Source organism: Thermovenabulum sp. (assembly GCF_049723235.1).
Taxonomy (GTDB): domain Bacteria; phylum Bacillota; class Thermosediminibacteria; order Thermosediminibacterales; family Thermosediminibacteraceae; genus Thermovenabulum.
On the sequence record NZ_JBNARB010000008.1, the window covers coordinates 45,829 to 69,892 of the forward strand.

A 24,064-nucleotide genomic window follows, 5' to 3' on the forward strand; every position below is an offset into this window, starting at 1 on the left:
ATAACTTCCTTTATTAATTTACCCTGATTCCCTGTTCAATATATTATTTAATTGCTGTAAATACTGTATTTACGAAGGGGGTAAAACCTCGTTATTGCATATTATCCAAAGTATTGGTTATTTCATTTAATACTTTGTTTTCGGCAATATTCTGTCTAATCTTGTTTAACGTATCTATCGCTGTCTGAATGGATTGATTTACCGCCAAAACGGGATTTGGAGAAACCATGGAAAATTCAGAGGAATTAACCTGCTCCAATACAGTTTTTACTTTATTTTCCATTTCTTTGTAAGTAAGCATTTGTTTATTCAGGCTTTCCACAATGTTTTGAACAGAATTTGAAAAATCCTTGTTCAGGCTTTCCAATTGTTTTTCTATTTCACTGAGCTCGTTAATAATATCCATTCTCCTTTTGGATACCTGTTCCTGCTGTAGCTTTTGGTTTGATCCTGCAAAAAGCTTTGCAAGGGTTCCGTTATTTTGAGAGATTTCTAATTCTAATTGTTTTAGATTATTTTCCGTGTTAGAGATGGCACGTCTTAATTTGTCATGCAAATCTTTTAAAACACCGGTAAACTGGTTATAATTATCCTGTAAAAGGTTAATACAACTGGTAAAATTTCCATTCGCAGCTATCAAATCCCTGGATAAATCGCGATAATCGTACAACATATTCACCTCCTATAATAATAGTGTAGCCCGTATTGCGTAGTTTACTTCATCCTTATTTTGTAAATTATTTTTCACCCAAAATTTTTACCTCCGGTTCCAACCAGATTTGGAATTTTTCGTAAACTTTTTTCTGCACGTACTCTATTAGCCTTTCCACATCACATGCTGTCGCATTACCTAAATTTACAATAAAGCCCGCATGAAGCTCGGAAACCGCAGCATCCCCAATTCTCATTCCCTTTAAACCCGCTTTTTCAATTAATGTTCCGGCAAAATGGCCTTTTGGCCTTTTAAAGGTGCTCCCCGCACTCGGTAAATTAAGAGGCTGTTTTTCCTTTCTTCTCGCTGAATACTCTTCCATTTTTGACTTAATCTCATCGTAATTTCCTTTTTCCAATTTAATTAAAGCTTCCAGAATAACATGGTTTTTCTCCTGGAAAACGCTCCATCGGTAGTCAAATTCTAATTCCTCCTTCATCAAGTCCCTGATATTCCCTTCATAGTCCATTGCCGTTACCTTTTCTATTATTTTTGAAAATTCCCCGTCATAAGCCCCTGCATTCATAACTATCGCACCGCCCAGGGTCCCGGGAATACCTGAAGCAAACTCCAATCCTTTTAGATGATTTTCAAGGGCAGTTTTTGAAAGTACGGTCACCAGCGTCCCGCTTTTTGCTTTTATAAAATTATCCTTTACTTCTATATCGTTGAAATTTTGAGAAATTTTTAAAACAATACCTCTAATTCCCTTATCCCTTATTAAAAGATTTGATCCATTGCCAATTACGTACAAAGGAATATCATGTTTTCTGCAGAATATTACCACATTTCGGATTTCCGAAACTTCTGTCGGCAATAGGAGTATATCCGCGGGACCGCCTATTCGAAAGGAGGTGTGCAATTTCATCGGTTCATTTAGCCTTATTTTATCTTCAGGTATTATTTTTTTTATTTCATTAATAACTGTATTAACCTCCATAAAACCTTTCCTTTCAAATACATTTTCTGTTTATATTACATCGCTATTATACACCTTCCGGACCTCTTTTAAAATATTTGAAATAAGACTTTTTAAATCGGTTTCCCTCAATTCCCCTGTATTACAAAAAATATATAATTCTTCTTCTAAATAAAAAATGACAATTACCGGCTCAAAAACTACAGAAGATATAAAGGGATAATGGTAGTTAGTTAATAAAAATTTAATCTCACAAATCACCAATAATTGTCCATTATAATTTTTTTTCATTAAAATAATATAATCTTTTTTTTGAGAAATTTCCAATTAATTAAAACCTCCTATAAAAAAATATTAATCCTTGAAGGTATAAAGTCTATTTTTGTCGAATATTGTATCTTGTGTAAAAATTTTTCAGGTGGTGAATATATTGTTAAAAAAGAAATCACTGATAATTATTTTCTCCATTATCAGTTTTATTATTATATCAAACACCAATTTTTCAAAAGCACAAGTAGATGAGTTTGACATTGGAGGTTACACTATTGTTCAAACGGATGGTCAAAATATAATTTCGTCTTTCACAATCCCTGAAGGGACAATGATATCCAAATATAGTTTTTTAATTATAGCCAATAATGTTACTAAATCTTCTTTTGAAAGTCAGTACTATCCGATACCTGCTAATGCTTTTTTTATCAACTCTTCAGGAAAATTCCCCGAAATCTTCTCTACAGGAGATGGAAAATTTTTAACCGGTCAATTTATACTTTACGACAGGAGTGGAAATAAATTAGATGAATCCATATTTACATCCATTTCCAAAATCTTTTTAAGAATTGACCCTTTATCTCAGGGTTCAACACCTGCCGCATGGGAAGTAAAAGACTACACTAATAAATTACAATTATGGAACTCAATTCAAAAAAAGTCTTCAGGTAAAATAGTGCTTAGCCACATCGTTTTACCATATTTCCCTAATATTTACAAAAAATTCTCTTTTGTTGCTTTGTACTTTGACAAAAACAACCCCCCGAGCATCTTAAATATTTCATCGGAAGGAGAAATAACAAAGGGAAGCCCGTTCAATATAAGGGTGTCAGCCCAAGATGAGGACAGTAATGATTTTATAAATGCAGCATTAAAATATAAATATATGGATTCAGAAGATGAATTTACTCTGCCCCTTGGGAAGGACGGAGAGGATTTTTTTATTTCCTTTTATCCTGAAAAAAGCATACTTTGGAGAGTAATAATTAGTGATGGCAAGGAGGAGGTTTCATCCGGAGAAAATATTTTAATAGTTAAAGAAAATGAAAACCCACAAGATCCTGATGAGGAAAATAATTCATCAGAAACCGCAAATAATGAAAATACCGAAAATAACTCGGAAAATGTATCAAATACTGACGAAGGTAATTTTGGCGAAAATAATCCTGCAAATAACGATCCGGCTAACCAAACTAATGACGATAATTCAAATATAAATAATAATAATATCGACAATAATAATGTCAATAATAATATCGATAATAATATTCCCGGCAATTCTTCTATAAATATTACTTACATTGAAAAACCCAGAAATCGCAACAAATACGTCATGGATTCTTTTAACCCTACTCCTGATGAAATTGCCTATATAAAAAAGGTTTTAGACCAATTCTCTTATGAAGTAGAAGGTAAAAAAGTGTTAAATCATTACAGATTTTTCTTTAATCACTTTTGGGATAATTTTTTTAAATGATCGCTTAATCTGAAGTTACAATCCCTGAAATATTTTTTTTCATATCCTGAAGGGCTTTTTCGGGAGTTTTTTTACCTTTTATGCATAAAAGCAGCTCGGTATTTATAATATTTTCAATTTCCTGCCAGTTTCGTACCTTTGGTAAAAATTCTGCAGAAGTCAATAATTCTTTGCTTTTTTTATAAAATTCATTTTCTGAAACTGCTTTCTCCTGTACACTTTTAAACGCAGGTAACACACCGTATTTTAATAAATTTTCCTGTTCCTTCTCCGATGTTATAAACTTTAAAAACTCTCCACATAATTTCTTTTTTCTTTCATCATTTTGTTTTAAAATTGCATACCCGGAAGCTACAGCAAAAGAATGAGCTTGACTTTCCCCACCCGGATAGGGTAGCAGTTCAAAATTAAATCCGGAACCTTCATTTTTTTTCTTTTCAAGAAGTGGGATTGCCCAGTTACTCATAAAGGTCATGGCTACCTTTTTTTTCTCGGTAAAATTTCCCCATAGCCGTTTTTCATCCCTGTCTCCAGCTTCGGGAGGAAAGATTACATTTTTTTGAAAGGCTTCACTTATTTTCTTTAATGCTGATAATCCTTCTTTCGAATTTAATATAAAATTTCCCTCATTATCAAAGAATCTTGCTCCATCCATCGTCAATAATCCCCAAAAACCGTAGTTACCGGGTTTTAATACGTAATCAAATCCATAGTAATCAACTTTTTTATCCCTGTTTTTATCCCATGTAAGCTTAATTGCTGTATCCATAAATGTTTGGAAAGTCCAACCACCTTCCGGTGGGAAAGATAATTTCCTTTCTTCAAAAAGATCTTTATTTATAAACATCCCGTAGGTAGTCAAAAACCATGGAAAACCGTAAAGCCGCCCGTTTACTCTAAGCGCTTCTTTTGCCCTCTCGTCGTACTTCTCCAGTTCTTCTTTTGTGAAGAATTCGTCTACCGGCTCTACGTAACCCCTGAGTATTAAATCATATTCACCTGCTACAGGAGCAATATCGGGATTTATCCCTGCCTGGCATGCCGCTTTTATCTCAAACATACCGTATTCCCATTTTAATTTTTTTAAATAAATATATACCCCCGGATGTGCTTTTTCAAATTCCTTTATCTTTTTTTCAATCCATCCGAATCTGCTGTTGTTTTCCGCTTCCCATCGAGGAAAATCCCATAAGGTTATCACAATCTCTTCCTTTTTCTCTTCCTTTAATAAATCATTGCTGTTAATTTTTCCCCCACAGCTTACTAAGATAGAAAAAATAAAAATAATTATTACGAAAAGAGAAATCTTTTTAACTATTAATCTATTAAAAAATAGGGTAAAAGGTCCTTTCATAATATTACCTCCCGAAAGTAAGACCTTCCACCCTATTTATTATATTAATGAAATAATGTTTATATGATTAAATTTTTTAACAGTCTACGGTTTCCGTTAATTTTCTGAAATCTTCTATTAATTTCATTGTTATTTTCCCCGGTACTCCATCCCCGATAATTTTTCCATCCACCTTAACGATGGGCATAACCTCTGTCATAGTTCCCGTCAGGAAAACCTCATCTGCTGCGAAAAGCTTTTCCTTTGAAAAGGGCTCTTCCCGCAGTTCAAAATTATTATTCTTTATTAGCTCCAGAACCGCAAAGCGGGTAATACCGTGTAGAATCAGATTATTGGCGGGATGTGTGAATATTGTTCCGTCCTTTACTATAAATACATTGCTGCTGGATGCTTCGGTAACAATATCTCCTCTATGGAAAATAGCTTCATATGCACCTGCACGCTTTGCTTTTTCCTTCGCAATACAGTTGGCGAGTAATTGAACTGTTTTAATATTACATCTTGTCCATCTTTCATCAGGGACGGTAATGGCTTCAACACCATTTTCGTAAAATTCCTGAGGCTGAGGTTTAGCTTCCCTTACTATTACCAGCCAGGTGCATTTTGCATTGGTAGGGAAGGCATGCTGTCTCGGTGCTGTACCCCTTGTTACCTGCACATATACCGATGCATCCTTGAATCCGCTTTCTTTTACCGCTTTTTTTATCGTTTCCACCAGAGTATCCGGTCCGAAATCTAATTCAAGATAAATCTGTTCTGCTCCTTTTTTAAGTCTTTCCATGTGTTTTTCCAGGTAAAAGAACTTTCCATTGTATACCCTGATAACCTCATAAAGACCATCGCCAAAAAGAAATCCCCTGTCTTCTACATGTATTTTGGCATTTTCGTAATCTACCTTTTCACCGTTTAAGTAAATTAAAGTATCCATAAATTATGCCTCCTTAATTTTATTATGATTTTCCTTATACCACAGGCAATTTATTGCCCGCGGCTAATATCCTAATTAATATTCCTGATACTTTTTAATAAAAGAAAAATCCCTGCCTTTGTCTTTTAAATAATCTATTAACCTCAGGTAACTCACATTAAGTATATTTTCCTCTTTAATCCCCGCTACCTCCACAATCTTTAAAGCCTTTTCAAAATTCCCCACATCAAAACATATATGGGCGTCACTTCCTATTGCAATTCTTGCTCCTACTTCCCTTGCTTTCTTTGCTATTTGCAGGCAATTTTCTTCGCTACCCCTTCTGCTGACGGTAAAAGAGCTGTTATTTATCTCTATGGCAACATCGTAATCTTTTGCAGCTTCCACAAATTTTTCTATATCTATCGAAAACTCAGGATTTCCCGGATGAACGATAATATCTACACAGGGATTTTTAATTGCATTAATAATAGCTCTGGTATTTTCTTCTACAGTACCCCCCGGGTAACAAAAGGTATGAAATCCTGCAAGAACTATATCCAGTTCCTTTAAATATCTTTCCGGCAAATCCAGTCTTCCATCACAATCTAAAATATTAGCTTCAACTCCTCTCAGGATAATGACCCCTTCAATCACTCTGGGAAGCACCTTTAAATTCCCGAAATGATATATATGGGGGCCTCCCGGGAGAGAGGGGCCGTGGTCGGTAATGGCTATCAATTTTAAACCCCTCTCCTTAGCAGCTTTTGCATTTTCTAATATTGTGCTGTACGCATGGCCGCTGGCTACCGTATGACAATGGGTATCAGCTTCTAATTTCAATTTTTTCACTCCTTTTAACCCATCCGCTCTTTTAAAGTGTTTATAAAATTAATCTCATAAGGATCTTTTTCATTTAACAGTGCTAGATAATAACTTACAAAATCCCCGAGCATTATATGGTAAAAAATCCTTTCTAAAGTATTTTCACCCTGGGGCCATATCTCTTCAACATATGTAATTTTATCCTGGATTAAATCCCTTGTAATTTTTATTCTTTTATCAATTCTTTCATGCTCTTCAGGCATTCGCAATATAATTGCAACAAAATTTTTCAGTAAATTCTTCTCGGCTTCAAATCCCATTATTTCATTATGATTGAGTTCCGGGAAAACATTGTAGAATGCAGGATGTTTGGAATTCTCGTTTAACTGCCCTTTCCACCTCACAGCTACAGCCTCGGTTATTCCCTGAGATCCGTAAATCAAAGGTATTTTTCCATATATCCTCTCGGCTAACATCTTTGCCTTGTTTTGTCCCCCGGGAGCCTCTTTTGCAAAATCTTCTCTAACCTTTTTCAAAAACTTTTGCAGGGATTGTATTCTTTCAACGGTACCTAAAAGAGAATTTATTTTAGCTAATATTAAATATATGGGAACAAAAGAATATCCTATTGCTGCTCTTGGAGGAAGCCCGGAGGGTATGATAAGCACAGGTACTTTATCTTCTAAGGCTTTTTCTTTAAGCTTCCCTCCTGTGGTAATTGCTATCATCAAAGCCTGCCGGTTTTTCGCATCTTCATAACAGCTCAGGGTTTCCTCCGTGTTTCCCGAGTAACTTGATACTATCACAAGGGATTCACTGTCTACAAACCCCGGAAGTTTATACCCCCTATTTACGAGGACCGGGACTTTTAATTCGAATTCCAGAATTGATTTGGCAAGTTCTCCACCAATGGCAGAACCGCCCATTCCCGCAATTACTACATGTTTTACATTTTTCATTGAAATACCGTTTAAAAATTTAAAGGATATGTCAAAAGCTTCTTCAATTTGTTCTGGTAATCCGTAAATTAGACTGTACATTTTATAAATATCGTATTTATCTGCTAATAATTCATAATCCTGCATAAACCCTCCCCTTTCCTACGTGTTTTTATTGTTAATTTCATCAAATAATTTTTGTGAAAAATTCAGCGCCGCATTATATCCCATTGTTTTCAAACGATGGTCCATAGCCGCTACCTCGATAATTGATGCTAAATTTCTTCCGGGTCTTATTGGTATGATTTTTTTAGAAATATTAGATTCCAAAATAGTGATTTTTTTATCTTCAATCCCCAGCCTATCATCATCGCTGTATTTTTCCCATTCCACCAGTTCTATTACCAGGTCAATGCGAATATCATCCCTTACGGCTCCGGCTCCGAAAATGGTTTTTACGTCAATTATTCCTAAACCCCTCACCTCAATAAAATACTTCAAAATTTCCGGGGCCATACCAACAAGTACATTTTTTGCAACCTGTTTTATTTCAACCACATCATCGGCAATCAGTCTATGTCCTCTTTTCAAAAGCTCCACTGCTGTTTCACTCTTTCCGATACCGCTTTCGCCAATTAATAAAACCCCTATGCCGTAGACATCCATCAATACCCCGTGCATTGTGGTTCTCGGCGCAAGTTCGCTTTCTAAATAATCGGTCAATTTACTTATTAAACTCGTCGTGGGACTGAGGGACCTTAACAGAATTCTGCCTTTCTTTTCAGCTATTTCCAATAGTTCCAAAGGAATGCCAAGCCCTCTGGTAATTATTATACACGGTATAGAATAAGATAAAAGTTTTTCCAGCCTCTCGGTCTTTATTTCTTTTTTCAGACCATTCAAAAACTTAATCTCGGTCATTCCCAGTACCTGTATTCGTTCAAAGGGAAAATAATCAAAAAAACCAGCAAGTTCTACCCCTGGTCTGTACAAATCTGAGGTATTTATTACAATATCGTAATCAAATCCAGTAATAATTTCCAGCCCGAATTTTTCAATAATCTTTTTTAAATTTACACCTTTTATTTTTTCCATATATATTCACCTTTAAATTCATTTCTACAAAAAAAACTAAATTCCTTTAAGCAAAGTAATTTTTTATAAAATAATGGGAAAAATATTAAAAAATTAAGGAGGGTCGATATGCCTGAAATAAAGTGTAACGTCACATCGTGCAGATACAATCGTGATAATTATTGCCATGCCGAAAGTGTTTTAGTAAACGCAATAAGGCCTGGTTGCAGTTCAAAGGAAGGCACTTATTGTGATGCCTTCGAACACAGAAATTCCTATAAAGAAAAAGAATCGCAGTCCAATTCAAAATTTATGTCCTTATGGGATTGATAGAGGAGGTCAAAACTCCTTTTTTTTATTTCAATTTATTTACTAAGGTTTATAATATATAGTAGGAATTTATATCTGGAAGGTGATTCAATGCTGTATAAAAAAAGAAAAACATCTTTATTAATAATATTTTTCCTTTTTCTATTATTTTTATTGACATCCTGTACCAATGAAAGTACGGAAAATCTTGAAAAAAAAGCCCAGGATACGGAGTTTTCCAGTGGTTATCTTTATATTACATTTTTAGACGTCGGACAGGCAGACAGCATATTTGTAATGTTACCCGATGGTAAAACCGCTATGATCGACGCAGGTAATAATGATGATGAAACTAAGATAATCAACTTTTTAAAAAAAAGGAATATTAAAAAGATCGATTATCTGTTTGGTACCCATCCCCATGAAGACCACATCGGTTCTATGGATAGCGTCATTAACAACTTTGAAATAGGCAAAATTTACATGCCCTATGTTACAACTACCACTAAAACCTTTAAAGACGTATTAGAGGCTGTAAACAAAAAAAGCCTAAAAATTACTTCCGCAAAAGGAGGAATGGAAATTACGCCTTCTCAGGATGTAAAAATAGAAGTTTTAGCACCCAACAGCAAAAATTATGAAGATTTAAATAATTATAGCATTGTATTGAAAATAACCTATAAAAATACATCCTTTTTGCTCACCGGCGACGCAGAGTACATATCGGAAAAAGAAATGATAAATAAGAATTATAACCTAAAAGCCGATGTTTTAAAAGTTGCCCACCATGGCTCCAGTTCGGGCACTTCCATTGAGTTTTTAAAGGCTGTCTCTCCCAAATACGCCGTTATAAGTTACGGAAAGGGAAATGATTACGGACATCCCCATAAAGAAACCATAGATAAGCTCAATAAAATGAAAATTAAAATATTATCTACTGCCGAAAACGGTGATATTACTTTCAAAAGTAATGGCGAAATCCTGCAACTTATTAAAATGTAGAATAAATTTTGGAAAGAGGTATGATGATTATGTCAAAAAAGGGTGTTATAGACAGGTTTGAAGGCAGGTATGCCGTAGTAGAATTATTCGATAAAAGTATAATAAATATTGAAAGGATTCTCCTTCCTCAGGAAGCCAGGGAAGGAGATGTTATTGATATCGAAACCTATAATATAGACAAAGAGGAAACCGAAAAAAGAAAAGTAGAAGTTAATAAAATGGCAAGGTACCTTTTTGAAGAGTAAAAAATAAAGTATATTAAGCCTTCCCTGCAGGAAGGCTTAATATACTTTTTCTCCTAATTTTACATTCCTCTCGGTTGTCAGCAATACTACGTTCCCCTCTTCATCATTAACACCCAGGACAAGCACCTCGGAAATAAAATCGGCAATTTTCTTGGGAGGAAAATTAACCACTGCAATTACAAGTTTACCAGGTAGTTCTTCTTTTTTATATAATTTTGTAATCTGAGCGCTGGATTTTTTAAGTCCAATTTCAGGTCCAAAATCGATGGTAAGTTTATATGCCGGTTTTTTGGCTTTGGGAAAATCCTCTACATCTATTATCCTTCCCACCCTCATTTCTACTTTTTCAAAATCGCTATAGGAAATAACACCCTGCATCCTTTATCACCACTATTTCAAGTTTTCCGGGTTCAGGCCCTTCAGTTCTTCCAGTACGAATAAACCGTCTTTTCTCACCAAAACATCATCAAAATAAATCTCGCCGCCGCCGTATTCCGGTCTTTGTATTAAAACAATATCCCAGTGAATGGCAGATTTATTGCCATTGCCGCAATCTTCATAGGAATTACCCGGCGTAAAATGAATGCTCCCCGCTATTTTTTCATCAAACAGGGTATCCTTCATTGGTTTTAATATATAGGGATTTACACCTATAGCAAACTCCCCTATATACCTTGCTCCTTCATCAGTATCCAGGATCTTATTTATTCTTTCGGTATCGTTAGCAGTAGCCTTTACGATTTTCCCATTTTTAAACTCAAATTTTATATTTTCAAAGGTAAAACCCTGGTACAAAGCAGGGGTATTATATGTAATATATCCATTTACCGAATCGATCACCGGTGCGGTAAAGATTTCGCCGTCGGGAATGTTCTTTTTGCCATCGCATTTTTCAATTCCGATACCTTTTATAGAAAATGTAAGATCCGTACCCGGACCCACGATCCTTACCCTGTCGGTTCTGCTCATAAGTTCTACCAAAGGGTCCATTGCTTTGGACATCTTCTCATAGTCAAGACAGCAAACATCAAAATAAAAATCCTCAAAAGCTTCGGTGCTCATATCGGCAAGCTGGGCCATGGAAGGATTGGGATACCTCAAAACCACCCATTTTGTTTTCGGGACTCTTATATCCATATGAACCGGTTTTGAATAAAGTTTCATATAAAGAGTCTTTTTTTCCTGAGGAACATCGGAAAGCTCCGCCACATTATCGCCACCCCTTATTCCGATGTAAGCATGCATATCCTTCATTTTCTCGGAATCATATTTTGCCATTAATTTTAAAGTATCTTCATCCACGTTCATCAGTATTTCCCTAGCTATCTCCTGCATTGAAATGTTAACAAAAGGGTGAGCACCTTTTTCATAAGCAAATTTAATTAGCTCCTTCACAAGAGGACTTTCTCCGGGTCCCGCTTCTATTAAGATGTTTTCTCCTTTTTTTAGTTCCACAGAATAATCAATCAATAATTTTGCAAGTTTTTTAATTCTTGGGTCCTTCATATTTAAAACCTCCTTGTATTTTTTATATACCCTCAAAATCAAAATCGGGAACAAATTCTTCCGAATTTGCGCCTTCTCCCTGAATAAAGCCGTTTTCAAGACCCACTTCAAAAAAGTATTCAACGGCTTCATCGTATTCTTTTTTTGTGAGTGGCCTGTTTATTTCCGAATATTCCTCCGTTCTGTAATAGGGCATGTACTGGCTCATTAAACTTACGTAAACACCCCCGAGCAGGTTTTCGCTAATCCATTTTAATATTTTCTTCGTATCTTTTACATAACCCGGTAACACCAGATGTCTTATTATCACACCCTTCTTTATTATTCCCTTTTCATCAAACTCAGGCTCTCCCACCTGTCTTACCATTTCCAGGATGGCTTTCGAAGCGTATTCAAAGTAATTCCTTGCTTTTGAATATTTGTATGCAATTTCATCATCGTAATATTTCAGGTCGGGAAGATATACATCGATTAAACCTTCCATCTTACTTAATATCTCAACGTTCTCATAAGCGTTGGAATTCCATACAATAGGAACCTTTAGCCCTCTTTCTTTGGCTAATTTTATTGCCTCAGCAATCTGGGGTGTATAAATGGTAGGAGTTACCAGATTAATGTTATGAACTCCCCGCTCTTGAAGCCTCAAGAATATTTCTGCCAGAGCTTTCAAATCCCTGGGTTTACCAACCATTTCCTGGCTGATTTCGTAATTCTGGCAAAATACGCATTTTAAATTGCATCCGGAAAAAAATACCGTTCCCGACCCTTTGGTACCGCTTATACAGGGTTCTTCCCAGGGATGGGGGAATGCCTTTGAAACAATGCAATCAAATCCTGCCCGGCAAAATCCGAGTTCTCCGTTAATCCTGTTCACTTTACATCTCATAGGGCATACTTCGCAGGATTTTAACAGTTCTAAAAAATCCAAGGTATTTCTCTCCTTCTTTGAGACTGATTTTAATCTATAATTAATATTCCTTTATATCTTTAACTTTATTTGCACCTGCCCTTCCTTGCAGCCTTTTAAATTTAAAAGCATAGATCTTATCACCGAATAAAATAAATCTTCCACAAAGGGTACCAGCGGTATATCTTTATTATCCACCAGGATTTTTATCTTCCCTTCCCCTTCTCGCTTGCAGAATTTTCTGTCGGCTTTTCCGCTAATTATTTTTTCTGCCATTTTGTTGCAATCTTCTCCGCATTTTCCACATCCTCCTCCAAAAAGGGCAGGAAGTTTTTCAAATACCCTTTCTACGATCAAATCGGTAATATTTCTTATTTCTTCTAAGCTAAGCACGGGTATATTTTCCATAAATTTTTTTTCGGTTTTTCTTGTTACGGCTGCAATAGTTTTAGAAGACAGTTCGTCCTTTTTTATTTCTCCATTAAAACAAACTATCTCGGGGAAAGCTCCTTGTAAATTCTCAAGAATCAGGTAATCACAGTTATAGTAATTTATAACATCTTCCAGGTCCGATTCTTTAAAAATAAGCTCTACCTTGCCATCCTTAAAATATCCGACCATCTTGAATTTTTCAAACTGGCCCTTCAAACTCTTGTCTTCTTTTAATAAGCCTACAGAATATCCCCTGCTTACGAGCTCATTTCCTATTTTATTTATAAAGTCTTCCCTTTCAATTTCTTTTTCCACATTTTGAAATCTAATAGAAAAAACCTTCATACCATTCCCTACTTTCTCAATGTAGCTATCAATCTTTTGGGATTTAACAGGAGATTTAGAGCATCCTCGGGAGAAAACACAACAATTTGAGCATTAATAATAGATTCCCTGTAAGCCCCTTCCCTTCCTATTACTGCAATACTTAGTTTTGCAGTTTTTATCATTTTAACATCATTTTTCCCGTTTCCAATACATGCGACGAATTCTGCTCCCAGCTTTTCAACAAAATTCTTCTTATCTTCTCCTCCATCCAGGGGATCAACTTTGTAAAATTTAACAGGAATATCCTTTAATTCTTCAGAAGCTGTCCCATAAGTATCAGCTGTAAGTATAAAAACCTCCATTTTTTCTGAAAGCTTTTTTATCAATTCTTTTACCTTTTGCGAGCATTTTCCGTCCTCTGCCAGGGTGCCATTGTAGTCAAGAACCAAATACTTTAAATTTAAAGTGGTTCCTCCAGGAATTTCAACTTCCAGCATAATTTACCTCCTATGGGAAGACTAACATTAAATTATTCTCCATAAACTAAAAAATTCCTCTAAAATCCACCTTTCATCGCTTAATTTATTGCCTTTTTTAATTTTTATTCCCAATTTAATAGTAAATACAGTATTTTTTAAAAGCTAAAAAAAAAAGATTCCTGCAAAATCAGGAACCGTAAATCTTAATTATTTTTCTATTTATTTTACTATCTCTAATCCCTTTTTAAAAGCCTTTTCATTAATTTCATACATAGCCTTCCGGTGCTCCGGAAGGAAATAATCTATAGATTTTAACACCGTGTCGGGTTTTACAATTCCGGTCTTACCCACTACCACTCCCAGAGCTACCATATTCGCCGCCTTTATATTTCCTATTTCATCAGCAATTTTTATTGCGTTTATTTTAATCGTTTCTACCCCGTCTTTTTCCAGAGCTTTATCTATTAAATCCATATTCAATACCGCAAGGCCACCCTTTTTTACAAAAGGCATGAATTTTTCCATGGAAGGCTTGTTCATTGCTACCAAAACATCCGGCGAAGATATAATGGGAGAAGGTATCCTCCTGTCGGAAATAACTACCATGCAGTTTGCAGTGCCACCGCGCATTTCGGGGCCATAGGAAGGAATCCAGGAAACCTCTTTTCCTTCTACCATTGCACTGTGGGCTAATATTTCTCCCATTAACATAATGCCCTGTCCGCCAAACCCGGCCATAATTACTTCAAGTTTCATTACCGCCCCTCCTCCCAATCCTTATATATTCCCGGAGGAAAAACTTTTGTCATTTCGTTTTTTACCCATTCAATAGCATTAGATGGAGACATGCCCCAGTTTGTAGGGCAGGGGGAAAGGATTTCTACAAGAGAAAAGCCCTTTTTGTTGATCTGAGTTTCAAAAGCCTTTTTAATATAGCTTTTTGCCCGTAAAATATTTTTTACATCGGTAACCTGAGCTCTTGCTAAATAGGCGGAACCATCAAGAGTTGATAGCATTTCGCAAACTCTAATCGGGTATCCCGCGCTTTGTGGATTCCTTCCGTACGGTGAAGTCTCGGTTTTTTGTCCTAATAAAGTGGTAGGTGCCATCTGTCCTCCCGTCATGCCGTAAATAGCATTATTTACAAATATTACCGTGATGTTTTCTCCCCTTGCGGCTGCATGGATAATCTCTGCAGTTCCAATAGCTGCGAGGTCCCCATCACCTTGATAGGCAAAAACTATATTTTCCGGCAGAACTCTTTTTATTCCGGTAGCCACCGCCGGTGCTCTACCGTGCGCAGCCTGTTGCATGTCACAATTAAAATAGTTGTAGGCCAATACGGAACATCCTACCGGAGCTACTCCAATGGTTTTTTCTCTGATATTCAGCTCATCCATAACCTCAGCCACTAATCTATGAATAACCCCGTGACCGCATCCCGGGCAGTAATGGGTTTTTGTTTCCTGTAGTGATTTTGGCCTTTCAAACACCACTTTCATCAGGCCATCCCCCTCATCTTTTCGATTTCTTTAAGGATTTCTTCTGCAGTAAATACCATTCCACCGGGTCTTCCGTAAAAATATACGGGTGCCCTTCCATTTACCGAAAGCTTAACATCGTCTACCATTTGTCCGAGAGAAAGTTCAACGGTTAGAAAAGCTTTTGCCCTCGATATAACCTCTTCAAATGCCTTTACGGGATAAGGCCATAAGGTTATCGGCCTAATAAGTCCAACTTTAATTCCCTTTTCTCTGGCCATTTCGATTGCAGAGAGAGCTATCCTCGCAGCTATTCCGTAAGCCACTACAAAATATTCCGCATCATCGCAGTTTATCATCTCATACCTTACTTCTTTTTCTTCAATTTCTTTATATTTTCTATATAACTTCCAGTTATGCTCCTCTAACTTTACCGGATCAAGATACAGGGAATTTATAATATTCTGTTTTCTATCCTTCATTCCCGTCGTTGCCCAATCTTTTGGGGGAAGTTCTCTTTTGGGCCTTTCCTTAAACACAACGGGCTCCATCATTTGCCCTAAAATGCCATCCCCCAGTATCATAACAGGGTTTCTGTAAAGGTCCGCCAAATCAAAGGCATCGTACACGAGATCGACAAGTTCCTGGACAGAAGAAGGTGCAAGGACTATGGTCCTGTAATCTCCGTGTCCACCGCCTCTCGTAGCCTGATAATAATCCGATTGAGCGGGTTGTATATCCCCCAGCCCCGGTCCTCCTCTCATAATATTTACAATAACACAGGGCAGTTCCGCACCACAAAGATAGGAAATCCCTTCCTGCTTCAGACTTATTCCCGGACTCGATGAGGAAGTCATTACCCTTGCTCCAGCTCCAGCAGCTCCATACACCATGTTTATTGCGGCTACCTCGCTCTCTGCCTGTAGAAAAACTCCTCCTCTTTTAGGCATTTCCCTCGCAAGGTACGCAGGTAGCTCACTTTGAGGGGTGATTGGATATCCAAAAAAGCATTGACATCCTGCCCTTATTGCCGCTTCTGCCAGAGCCTCATTACCTTTCATCAGTATTTTTTCCAATTTATTCTCCCTCCTTTTCTTCCTTGTAGATTGTAAAAACTATATCAGGACAAACCGTCGCGCAAAATCCGCAAGCAATACATCCTTCTTTTGACGCTACCGGATGATAACCCAATATATTTACTTCTTCCTGGTCAAGAAAAAGAATTTTCCTGGGACAAACATTCACGCAAAGCCCACAACCTTTACATCTATCTTTATCGATAATAAGTTTATTCAACGCAAACCTTCCTCCTTTCATTTAACTGTATTCTTTAGCCACCTCTTCCCCTCTTAAAACCCTCAAAGCCCCTTCTGCCAGAGCCTTTAGCTCGTCTTCCCCGGGGAATACTTCTACAGGAGCTATGAAAGATACTCTTTCCTTTATCCAGTTCACCAGCCTTGCATCATAAGCAAGGCCGCCGGTTAAAATTACCGCATCCACTTTTCCGGATAAAGTAGCTGCACATGCGCCTATTTCCCTTGCAATTCTATACGCCATAGCTTCATAAACTAATTTAGCTTCGGTATTACCATTATCTATCATTGCGCCTATTTCCCTCGCATCATTTGTGCCAAAATACGCGACAAGCCCTCCTTTGCCGGCAATCAACTTCTTCATTTCTTCCCTGCTCATATTTTCTTTAAAAATTAAGTTTGCCACATCCATTGCAGGAAGGCTTCCCGCTCTTTCCGGCGAAAAAGGTCCCTCTCCCTCAAGACCGTTATTTACATCTACTACTTTACCTTTTTTATGAGCGCCTACGGTAATACCGCCACCCATATGAGCTACTATTAAATTCAGTTCTTCGTATTTTTTGCCGGTATTTTTTGCATACCTTTTTGCAACGGCCTTTTGATTCAGTGCATGAAAAATACTTTTTCTTTTTATTTTGGGTACCCCGGTAATTTTTGCTATGGGTTCCATTTCATCCACCACTACCGGGTCTACAATAAACGCAGGGGCATTTATTTTAGAAGCTATTTCGTATGCCAGCACTCCTCCTAAATTAGATGCGTGTTCCCCGAGAACTCCTATTTTTAAATCTTCAAGCATTTTTTCATTTACCCGGTAAGTTCCTCCCTCCACAGGTTTTATCAACCCACCCCTGCCTACTACCGCATTTAAATTGTTAATGTTGTATTGTCTCTTTTCTATTGCTTCCAGTATTACTTTTTTTCTAAACGGATACTGATCAAAAATTGTCCGGAATTCCTTTAAATCTTCAGTAGAATGAGAAATTTTTTCTTCAAATATCATTTCTTCGTCTTTAAATACGGCTATTTTTGTAGAAGTTGACCCGGGATTTATTGCAAGAATTTCAAAAGCCATAAAATCCCTCCGAATATTAACCTTTTTTCTTAAATTTACTTTCGGCAATCATATCCGCAGCCTTTGCAGTAGTAATCCCTTTTTCTTTTGCCATATTGAAAACTTCCTTTAATCTTCTTGGAATGATTTGCAGTTTTTGTTCTACTACTTCCAAACTGTAAGGGATTCCTGACACTTCAATAGATACATTAATTACTCCGCCACCATTTATTACATAGTCAGGAGCGTATAAAATATCCCTTTCTGATAACTTTTGCGCAAAACTTTCGTCTTTAAGCTGGTTATTCGCAGCACCAGCTATTATTTTGCATTTCAGTCTTTCTACTGTATTTTCATTTATTACCGCACCAAGAGCGCAAGGTGAAAATACATCACACTCTATATCATAAATCTCCTCAGCGCTTACAACCTTCGCATTGAATTTCTTTTCAGCTTCTTTTACCCGATCCTCATAAATATCCGTTACTATTAGCCGTGCACCCGCTTCATAGAGTAATCCTGCGAGGGACATCCCCACATGCCCTAAACCCTGAATCGCTACTACTACATCTTTTATATCCGTTTGTCCAAAAAGCCATTCGGAACATGCTTTAATACCTAAAAATACACCTTTTGCCGTTATAGGCGAAGGGTCTCCGCTTTTACCATCAAGTCCCGCCACATAGTGCGTTTCCATAGCTACATATTTCATGTCTTCCGGACAGGTACCTACATCTTCTGCAGTGATGTATTTTCCACCCAAAGAATTCACAAATTTGCCGAAGGCCCTGAAAAGTTTTTCGCTTTTATCCTTCCGGGGATCCCCTATTATTACGGATTTTCCTCCGCCCAGGGGTAATTCCATCATGGCATTTTTATAAGTCATTCCCCGGGACAACCTCAAGACATCTCTTACCGCATCCTCTTCGGTAGCGTAGCTCCACATACGACATCCACCTAAGGCAGGACCCAGGTTGGTGTTATGAACCGCAATTATAGCTTTTAGTCCAGCTTCTTTATCATTGCAAAAAACCACTTCCTCATGCTCCATTTGATCCAGTACTTTAAAAAGCTCCATTTTAAAATACCTCCTTTAATATTTTTTAATTACCCATTAAAGCAGCAAGAGAAATAGAATAAGCTTTTGATTCATCACTATCGGCTCTTGACGTAAGAACAAGCGGTACCTCTGCACCCACCACAATGCCAGCTACCTTTGCATTAGCAAAGTAAACAAGGGATTTGTATAAAATATTTCCGCTTATAAGGTCGGGCACCAGTAATATATCCGCATCTCCCCCCACTGCCGAATTAATCCCTTTATGCTCACAAGCTTCCTTTGAGATTGCATTATCCAGCGCTAAGGGGCCATCCACCAATGCTTTCAATTTTTCCCTTTCTGCCATTTTTGATATAATAGCCGCATCTAAAGTAGAAGGAATGGATGGATTTACATTTTCCACTGCCGAAAGTAAAGCTACTTTTGGCATTTCTATTCCCAGGATTTTTGTAACCTGTAGCGCGTTTTTCATTATCTGGTATTTTTGAATTAAATCCGGACTTATGTTCATAGCCGCATCCGTTACAAGAATCAATTTTGGATAATTTTCTACTTCAAATACTGCCACATGGCTTAAAAGTCTTCCTCCAGTCAATGATTTATCTCCTGAAAGGACACCTTTTAAAAAATCTTTGGTTTGAATTAAACCTTTCATAAGAGCCTGCACCTTTTTTTCTTTTGCAAGTTCCACACCTATTAATGAAGCCTTTATAGGATCTTTTTCATCTATAATTTCACCATCAAAATCAAATTCAATTTGTTCCGATATTTTTTTTATCTCAGCTTTATCCCCAATTAAAACCGCATCTACAATGCCTTCTTCCCTGGTTTTTTTCACCGCTTTTAATACATCCTCATCCTCCGCTTTTACAACAGCCATTAGTCTCTTGGGTAAGTTTTTGGCTTTTACTTTCAATTCATTAAGGGTGTTCAAATAAAATCACCTCCACCAAAAGTTTTTTATGCAAACTCCGTGCCGCATTCCAAAAAAATAAAGGCTCATAAATCGAGCCTTTTCATATCAATTATATAATTTTTAGTGCAACTTTTTTCACTGAAAGATTTTTTTTGCACGCTAAAATTTGCATTCACCATTACAACCCGTATTTTTTTATTTTATAAAATAAATTTCTTATGGAAATCCCCAGTATTCTCGCGGCTTCGTGTTTATTACCGCCGGTTTTATTAAGGGCACTAATTATCGCTTCCTTTTCCGTTTCCTCAATTAAAGATTTTAAAGGTAAATTTAAATTTTTACTATTTACTATTCTCAATTTTTCTTCAAAATACCCTCCTACAAAAGAAGGAAGGTGTTTTTTTTCAATAATGGATTCTCCCGTCTTCATATTTATAATTGCTCTGCTTATAACGTTTTCCAATTCTCTTATGTTACCGGGCCAATCGTAATCCATTAAAGATTTTAATGCACTTTTTTCAATACTTTCCACCGCCCTGCCGTATTCCTGATTATATTTTTTTATAAAATGCTCTACGAGCAATGGTATATCCTCCTTTCTTTCTCTCAAAGGAGGTATATATATAGGGAAAACATTGAGCCTAAAATACAGATCCTTTCTAAACCTTCCTTCCTCCACGGCTCGCTCTAAATTCACATTGGTAGCAGCTATCACCCTTACATTTACGGGAACGGGTTTACTTTCCCCCACTCTTAAAATTTCCTTCTCATTTAAAACCCTTAAAAGCATAGCCTGATGACTTAAACCTATTTCGCTTATTTCATCAAGAAAGATCGTCCCGCCATCCGCCTCTTCAAAAAGACCCTTCCTGCCTCCTTTTTTAGCTCCGGTAAAAGCCCCTTCCGCATATCCAAACAGTTCGCTTCCAAGCAAACTATCCGTTAACGCTGCGCAGTTTACCCTGACAAATTGATTGTGCTTTCTGTAGCTGCTGTTATGGATCGCATGGGCAAAAAGTTCCTTTCCTGTACCGCTTTCTCCTCTTAAAAGAATTGTGGCATTTGTAAGGGCTACACTTCTTGCTGCTTCCTTGGCCTCTACTATAAGAGGGCTTTCCCCTATAATATCGTCAAAGGTGTACTTTGCCTCAAGATGCCTTAGCTTTCTTTTAGTTAAATCCAATTCCTCGGTGAGCCTTTTTATTTCCGAAACATCGTGAATAACCGCTACACTTCCCTTTAATTGATCGTTTACAATTATCGGAGCAGCATGAACGATAACTTCTTTTTTGTTTGGCCCTACCTTCATAGGTACACCTTTAATTGGCATTCTCGTTTTTAGAACCTTGTAGTGCACGCTCTCTCCTTCAGCAATATCTACCGTCGCCGGTTTTCCGATAATATCTTCCTTTGTCAAACCCACTAAATTAGTATATGCTTTGTTTATCAATATACCCTTTCCTTCTGAATCAACTACTGAAATAGCATCTTGAGTGGAGTTAATAATTGCTTCCAGCAGGGTCCTGATTTCTTTTAAATTCGTTAATTCTTCAGCTAAATTTTTTACCTCGCTTATATCTCGAAAAATTGCCACGGCACCTTTTATATCTCCTTTTTCATCGAAGATCGGCATACGGCTGGTAATAATTGTCGTATCCTTTAATTTTTGTATCTGGTTTAATTCCGGATTTTTTGTCCTTAATACTACAGGAAGCCTTGTATTTGGTAATATCTTAACAACATTTTTACCTTCTGCATCTTTTTTTTCTACACCTATTAATTTTGCCGCAGCATTGTTTATCATTATTATATTTTCATTAGTGTCCACTACAAGGATTCCTTCATTAATAGCATCAAATATTGCCCTTAATATTTCAGGTGAGACCATATTTTTCACCTTCTACAATAAAAACTTAAAATCATTTTAATTTGAATGTACCCTTATTCCCAGCAAAATTCCTTTTTTCAGGCTGATCTTTGATTTATTATCAAGAAAGACATTGCTGATCCCGCGGGATGTGCCAAAACCTAAGGTTTCTCCCTTTAATGGATAATAGAGCCCTTCGGTATAAATATTTTCTGCAAATTCAGTAACGGGAATCAGTGAAAGCAAGTCACCTTTTTCCCCTTCTATTTCTTTCTCACCTTTAATTAAAAATATTTCAAAATCCTTATCCACTATTTTTAATTCTAAACCTTTCTTTAAATATTTCACAAGCAGAAAAATGTTTGCCAGGCTGTGATCCGGGCGTGTCCCGATTCCCGCAACTATAATAGCTTTTTTTACTCCTAAACTTAATGCGTATTCCACAGCAAGTTCGGTATCTGTAAAGTCTTTTTCCTTGGGATAATATATAATTTTTGTATTTAATTTTTTTATATATTCAAAAACGTTTTCGGGAATAGAATCCATATCGCCAATTAAAAAATCCGGTTTTAACCCCGCGTTCAAAGCATGAAGGGCTCCACTGTCCGCACAAATAACTATATTGTAAAAGCCTTCGTATTTTTTTATGAATTCATAGTCCTTTACATTTCCACCGGCAAAAATAAGGGCATTCATCCCATTATCCTCCTGTTTTTTCATCTTTATAATTAATTTATCATATTTTTTATTACAAAGTTTACATTTTTTCATTTTCTATAGAAAAATTTTAGCTTGTAAATATATGTTTGTTAATAATTAATAAAATTTACCAATTATGGTATAATTCTTTTTGGAGGTGAAAAAATTGCACAGATTTAACCCCAATATTTTCAGACAGTACGATATAAGAGGTGTAGTAGGCGAAGAGTTAACCGAGAATGTTGCAGAAACCCTGGGGAAGGCTTTCGGCAGTTTTTCAATAAAAAAAGGTGAAAAACTCGTAGTGGTTGGAAGCGATAATCGTTTATCATCTCCTTCCTTAAAAAAGGCGGTTATTAATGGACTCCTTTCCACCGGCTGTGATGTAGTCGATTTAGGAACCGTTGTAACTCCCGTATTTTACTTTGCAAGAATTCATTATAAAATTAATGCCGGTATCATGGTAACGGCAAGCCATAACCCTCCACAATTTAACGGCTTTAAGGTTGCTTTCGGTCATGCGACCCTTTACGGTGAAGATATCCAATACATTAGAAAATTAATGGAAGAAGGAAATTTTGAGAAAGGAAACGGCACCCTTAAGTGTATTGACCCCACCGAAGACTATATAAACGATATTACGAGTAGAATCAAACTTTCAAGACCTCTGAAAGTCGCCATTGACTGCGGTAATGGAACTGCGTCCTTTATTGCTGAAAGGCTCTTTACAAGACTTGGAGCACAGGTATATCCCCTTTACTGTGATTCCGATCCGAATTTCCCAAATCATTTTCCAGATCCGGTAAAACCCGAAAATATGCAGGATTTAAAGAATTTAGTGCTGAAAGGAAACCTGGACCTGGGAATTGGCTTTGATGGAGATGGAGACAGGATTGGTGTGGTGGACGATAAGGGGCAAATAATCTGGGGAGACATGTTGATGATTCTTTTTTGGAGGGAAATTTTGCCAAAACATCCCGGGGCCACTGCAATTGTTGAAGTTAAATGTTCCCAGGCCCTTGTAGAAGAAATTACTAAACTTGGAGGTAATCCCATCTTTTATAAAACCGGTCACTCCCTTATAAAAGCAAAAATGAAAGAAATCGGAGCAATTTTCACCGGTGAAATGTCTGGCCATATGTTTTTTGCGGATGAGTACTACGGTTTTGATGACGCTTTGTACGCTGCTGCGAGATTGTTAAGAATTCTCTCGAATACAGAAAAAAAACTCTCCGAACTATTGAGCGATGTACCCAAGTACTATTCCACACCGGAAATACGGGTCCATTGCTCGGATGAAGAAAAATTTGATAAAGTTCAGGAGGTAAAAAAATATTTCTCAGGTAGGTACGAAATAATTGATATCGACGGTGCCCGGGTGATTTTCCCCGATGGATGGGGGCTGGTAAGGGCATCCAACACCGGTCCGGAATTAATAGTAAGATGCGAATCAAAAACCCCTGAAGGACTGGCGAAAATAAAGGAAGAAATAAAAAGGGCGCTTTCGCCCTTAGAGGTTTTTTAAATATTTAAAATGCCGCTTTTTATGCGGCATTTTTTATTAATACTAATATCGAAAATTTATATAACCCCAGGTAAGAGGATCCGGTACGGGAAGCTGAATATAGCCGTAAGTATTCAAAACGGCTATTAATGAAAAAAAATTTATTTTTTTATGGTGGAAATGGCGGGGTAATAAGAAAGAATTTACGCTGCAAATTTTCCCCTTCCATTCCAGCCCAAACCAGCAATTAAAACAGCTCAAATTATGTTTTTTCTTGTTTAGCACCATATAAAAATCCAATAATTTATCTTCCATATAAGTACCGGGACAGGTCATGGTCAATTTTAAATCGAAAATCGAAATTCTGTCCTTTCGTTCTCTCACAAAACAATTGTCAGCCATTTTCATTATTCTATCAACTGCAGGTCCTTTTGTAAAATCCAGAATATTGCCATCAAATCTAAAATAGTACATAAAATGCCCACTC

At 36.8% G+C, this 24,064-nt stretch carries 27 protein-coding genes; 5 read left to right on the forward strand and 22 right to left on the reverse strand.

The genetic code is table 11. From position 1 onward, the window contains the following. Positions 1 to 91: 91 nt before the first annotated feature. Both ACPLOV_RS05785 and murB read right to left on the reverse strand, forming a co-directional pair. Entirely contained in the window at positions 92 to 670 is a 579-nt protein-coding gene (locus ACPLOV_RS05785; protein WP_424908134.1) for a hypothetical protein, read from the reverse strand. A gap of 67 nt (positions 671 to 737) precedes the next feature. After that, positions 738 to 1,652 carry a UDP-N-acetylmuramate dehydrogenase gene (gene murB, locus ACPLOV_RS05790; RefSeq protein ID WP_424908133.1) on the reverse strand — a complete coding sequence of 305 codons (915 nt, stop codon included), beginning with the start codon at positions 1,650 to 1,652 and terminating at the stop codon, positions 738 to 740. Between the two features lie 409 nt (positions 1,653 to 2,061). On the opposite strand from murB, the gene ACPLOV_RS05795 reads away from it, so the two are divergent. Beyond that, entirely contained in the window at positions 2,062 to 3,378 is a 1,317-nt protein-coding gene (locus ACPLOV_RS05795) for a hypothetical protein (protein WP_424908132.1), read from the forward strand. 4 nt (positions 3,379 to 3,382) lie between these two features. On the opposite strand, the gene ACPLOV_RS05800 is transcribed toward ACPLOV_RS05795, so the two are convergent. The 5 genes from ACPLOV_RS05800 to hprK form a co-directional block, all read right to left on the reverse strand. Beyond that, the gene (locus tag ACPLOV_RS05800) at positions 3,383 to 4,732 is read right to left on the reverse strand and encodes an ABC transporter substrate-binding protein (protein WP_424908131.1); all 1,350 of its coding nucleotides are present in this window, start codon (positions 4,730 to 4,732) and stop codon (positions 3,383 to 3,385) included. A gap of 76 nt (positions 4,733 to 4,808) precedes the next feature. Next, entirely contained in the window at positions 4,809 to 5,660 is an 852-nt protein-coding gene (dat, locus tag ACPLOV_RS05805) for a D-amino-acid transaminase (protein WP_424908130.1), read from the reverse strand. Positions 5,661 to 5,735: 75 nt separating this feature from the next. Continuing rightward, on the reverse strand, positions 5,736 to 6,482 hold the full coding sequence (locus tag ACPLOV_RS05810) for a phosphatase (protein ID WP_424910799.1): 747 nt from the start codon (positions 6,480 to 6,482) through the stop codon (positions 5,736 to 5,738). 14 nt (positions 6,483 to 6,496) lie between these two features. Continuing rightward, positions 6,497 to 7,549: a bifunctional phosphoglucose/phosphomannose isomerase gene (locus ACPLOV_RS05815; RefSeq protein ID WP_424910800.1), complete on the reverse strand. Its 1,053-nt coding sequence runs from the start codon at positions 7,547 to 7,549 to the stop codon at positions 6,497 to 6,499. Between the two features lie 15 nt (positions 7,550 to 7,564). Beyond that, entirely contained in the window at positions 7,565 to 8,488 is a 924-nt protein-coding gene (hprK, locus tag ACPLOV_RS05820; protein ID WP_424908158.1) for an HPr(Ser) kinase/phosphatase, read from the reverse strand. A gap of 117 nt (positions 8,489 to 8,605) precedes the next feature. On the opposite strand from hprK, the gene ACPLOV_RS05825 reads away from it, so the two are divergent. From ACPLOV_RS05825 to ACPLOV_RS05835, 3 genes are all read left to right on the forward strand, one after another. Further along, positions 8,606 to 8,806: a DUF1540 domain-containing protein gene (locus ACPLOV_RS05825; protein ID WP_424910801.1), complete on the forward strand. Its 201-nt coding sequence runs from the start codon at positions 8,606 to 8,608 to the stop codon at positions 8,804 to 8,806. A gap of 93 nt (positions 8,807 to 8,899) precedes the next feature. Continuing rightward, positions 8,900 to 9,787 carry a ComEC/Rec2 family competence protein gene (locus ACPLOV_RS05830; RefSeq protein ID WP_424908157.1) on the forward strand — a complete coding sequence of 296 codons (888 nt, stop codon included), beginning with the start codon at positions 8,900 to 8,902 and terminating at the stop codon, positions 9,785 to 9,787. Positions 9,788 to 9,816: 29 nt separating this feature from the next. Further along, positions 9,817 to 10,032: a DUF3006 domain-containing protein gene (locus ACPLOV_RS05835; RefSeq protein ID WP_424908126.1), complete on the forward strand. Its 216-nt coding sequence runs from the start codon at positions 9,817 to 9,819 to the stop codon at positions 10,030 to 10,032. Between the two features lie 36 nt (positions 10,033 to 10,068). Here ACPLOV_RS05835 and ACPLOV_RS05840 read toward each other — a convergent pair whose 3' ends face one another. The 14 genes from ACPLOV_RS05840 to ACPLOV_RS05905 form a co-directional block, all read right to left on the reverse strand. Further along, positions 10,069 to 10,410 carry a tRNA-binding protein gene (locus ACPLOV_RS05840; protein WP_424908125.1) on the reverse strand — a complete coding sequence of 114 codons (342 nt, stop codon included), beginning with the start codon at positions 10,408 to 10,410 and terminating at the stop codon, positions 10,069 to 10,071. A 12-nt stretch (positions 10,411 to 10,422) separates the two neighbouring features. After that, on the reverse strand, positions 10,423 to 11,538 hold the full coding sequence (locus ACPLOV_RS05845) for an aminopeptidase (protein ID WP_424908124.1): 1,116 nt from the start codon (positions 11,536 to 11,538) through the stop codon (positions 10,423 to 10,425). A gap of 22 nt (positions 11,539 to 11,560) precedes the next feature. Then, entirely contained in the window at positions 11,561 to 12,424 is an 864-nt protein-coding gene (locus ACPLOV_RS05850) for a radical SAM protein (RefSeq protein WP_424908156.1), read from the reverse strand. Between the two features lie 93 nt (positions 12,425 to 12,517). Next, a complete protein-coding gene (locus ACPLOV_RS05855; RefSeq protein ID WP_424908123.1) occupies positions 12,518 to 13,222 on the reverse strand; it encodes a hypothetical protein in 705 nt (234 codons plus the stop codon). A gap of 8 nt (positions 13,223 to 13,230) precedes the next feature. Then, positions 13,231 to 13,701, reverse strand: coding sequence for an HAD family hydrolase (locus tag ACPLOV_RS05860; RefSeq protein ID WP_424908122.1), 471 nt, complete (start codon positions 13,699 to 13,701; stop codon positions 13,231 to 13,233). A 201-nt stretch (positions 13,702 to 13,902) separates the two neighbouring features. Further along, complete coding sequence (locus ACPLOV_RS05865) at positions 13,903 to 14,439, reverse strand: 2-oxoacid:acceptor oxidoreductase family protein (protein WP_424908121.1); 537 nt, start codon at positions 14,437 to 14,439, stop codon at positions 13,903 to 13,905. Beyond that, positions 14,439 to 15,185 (reverse strand): thiamine pyrophosphate-dependent enzyme, encoded by a 747-nt coding sequence (locus ACPLOV_RS05870; RefSeq protein WP_424908120.1) that lies wholly within the window; start codon positions 15,183 to 15,185, stop codon positions 14,439 to 14,441. The genes ACPLOV_RS05865 and ACPLOV_RS05870 overlap by 1 nt, the downstream gene beginning before the upstream one ends. Next, a complete protein-coding gene (locus ACPLOV_RS05875; protein ID WP_424908119.1) occupies positions 15,185 to 16,240 on the reverse strand; it encodes a 3-methyl-2-oxobutanoate dehydrogenase subunit VorB in 1,056 nt (351 codons plus the stop codon). The genes ACPLOV_RS05870 and ACPLOV_RS05875 overlap by 1 nt, the downstream gene beginning before the upstream one ends. A gap of 1 nt (position 16,241) precedes the next feature. Next, on the reverse strand, positions 16,242 to 16,460 hold the full coding sequence (locus tag ACPLOV_RS05880; protein WP_424908118.1) for a 4Fe-4S dicluster domain-containing protein: 219 nt from the start codon (positions 16,458 to 16,460) through the stop codon (positions 16,242 to 16,244). A gap of 21 nt (positions 16,461 to 16,481) precedes the next feature. Then, entirely contained in the window at positions 16,482 to 17,552 is a 1,071-nt protein-coding gene (gene buk, locus ACPLOV_RS05885; RefSeq protein ID WP_424908117.1) for a butyrate kinase, read from the reverse strand. Positions 17,553 to 17,568: 16 nt separating this feature from the next. Continuing rightward, positions 17,569 to 18,609, reverse strand: coding sequence for a Glu/Leu/Phe/Val family dehydrogenase (locus ACPLOV_RS05890; protein ID WP_424910802.1), 1,041 nt, complete (start codon positions 18,607 to 18,609; stop codon positions 17,569 to 17,571). Positions 18,610 to 18,634: 25 nt separating this feature from the next. Beyond that, entirely contained in the window at positions 18,635 to 19,525 is an 891-nt protein-coding gene (locus ACPLOV_RS05895) for a bifunctional enoyl-CoA hydratase/phosphate acetyltransferase (RefSeq protein WP_424908115.1), read from the reverse strand. 160 nt (positions 19,526 to 19,685) lie between these two features. Beyond that, positions 19,686 to 21,395, reverse strand: coding sequence for a sigma 54-interacting transcriptional regulator (locus ACPLOV_RS05900; protein ID WP_424908114.1), 1,710 nt, complete (start codon positions 21,393 to 21,395; stop codon positions 19,686 to 19,688). A 36-nt stretch (positions 21,396 to 21,431) separates the two neighbouring features. Continuing rightward, entirely contained in the window at positions 21,432 to 22,070 is a 639-nt protein-coding gene (locus ACPLOV_RS05905; RefSeq protein WP_424908113.1) for a thiamine diphosphokinase, read from the reverse strand. A gap of 169 nt (positions 22,071 to 22,239) precedes the next feature. On the opposite strand from ACPLOV_RS05905, the gene ACPLOV_RS05910 reads away from it, so the two are divergent. Further along, positions 22,240 to 23,598 carry a phosphomannomutase/phosphoglucomutase gene (locus ACPLOV_RS05910; RefSeq protein ID WP_424910803.1) on the forward strand — a complete coding sequence of 453 codons (1,359 nt, stop codon included), beginning with the start codon at positions 22,240 to 22,242 and terminating at the stop codon, positions 23,596 to 23,598. A gap of 42 nt (positions 23,599 to 23,640) precedes the next feature. Here ACPLOV_RS05910 and ACPLOV_RS05915 read toward each other — a convergent pair whose 3' ends face one another. Beyond that, positions 23,641 to 24,051 carry a hypothetical protein gene (locus tag ACPLOV_RS05915; RefSeq protein ID WP_424910804.1) on the reverse strand — a complete coding sequence of 137 codons (411 nt, stop codon included), beginning with the start codon at positions 24,049 to 24,051 and terminating at the stop codon, positions 23,641 to 23,643. Positions 24,052 to 24,064: the final 13 nt, after the last annotated feature.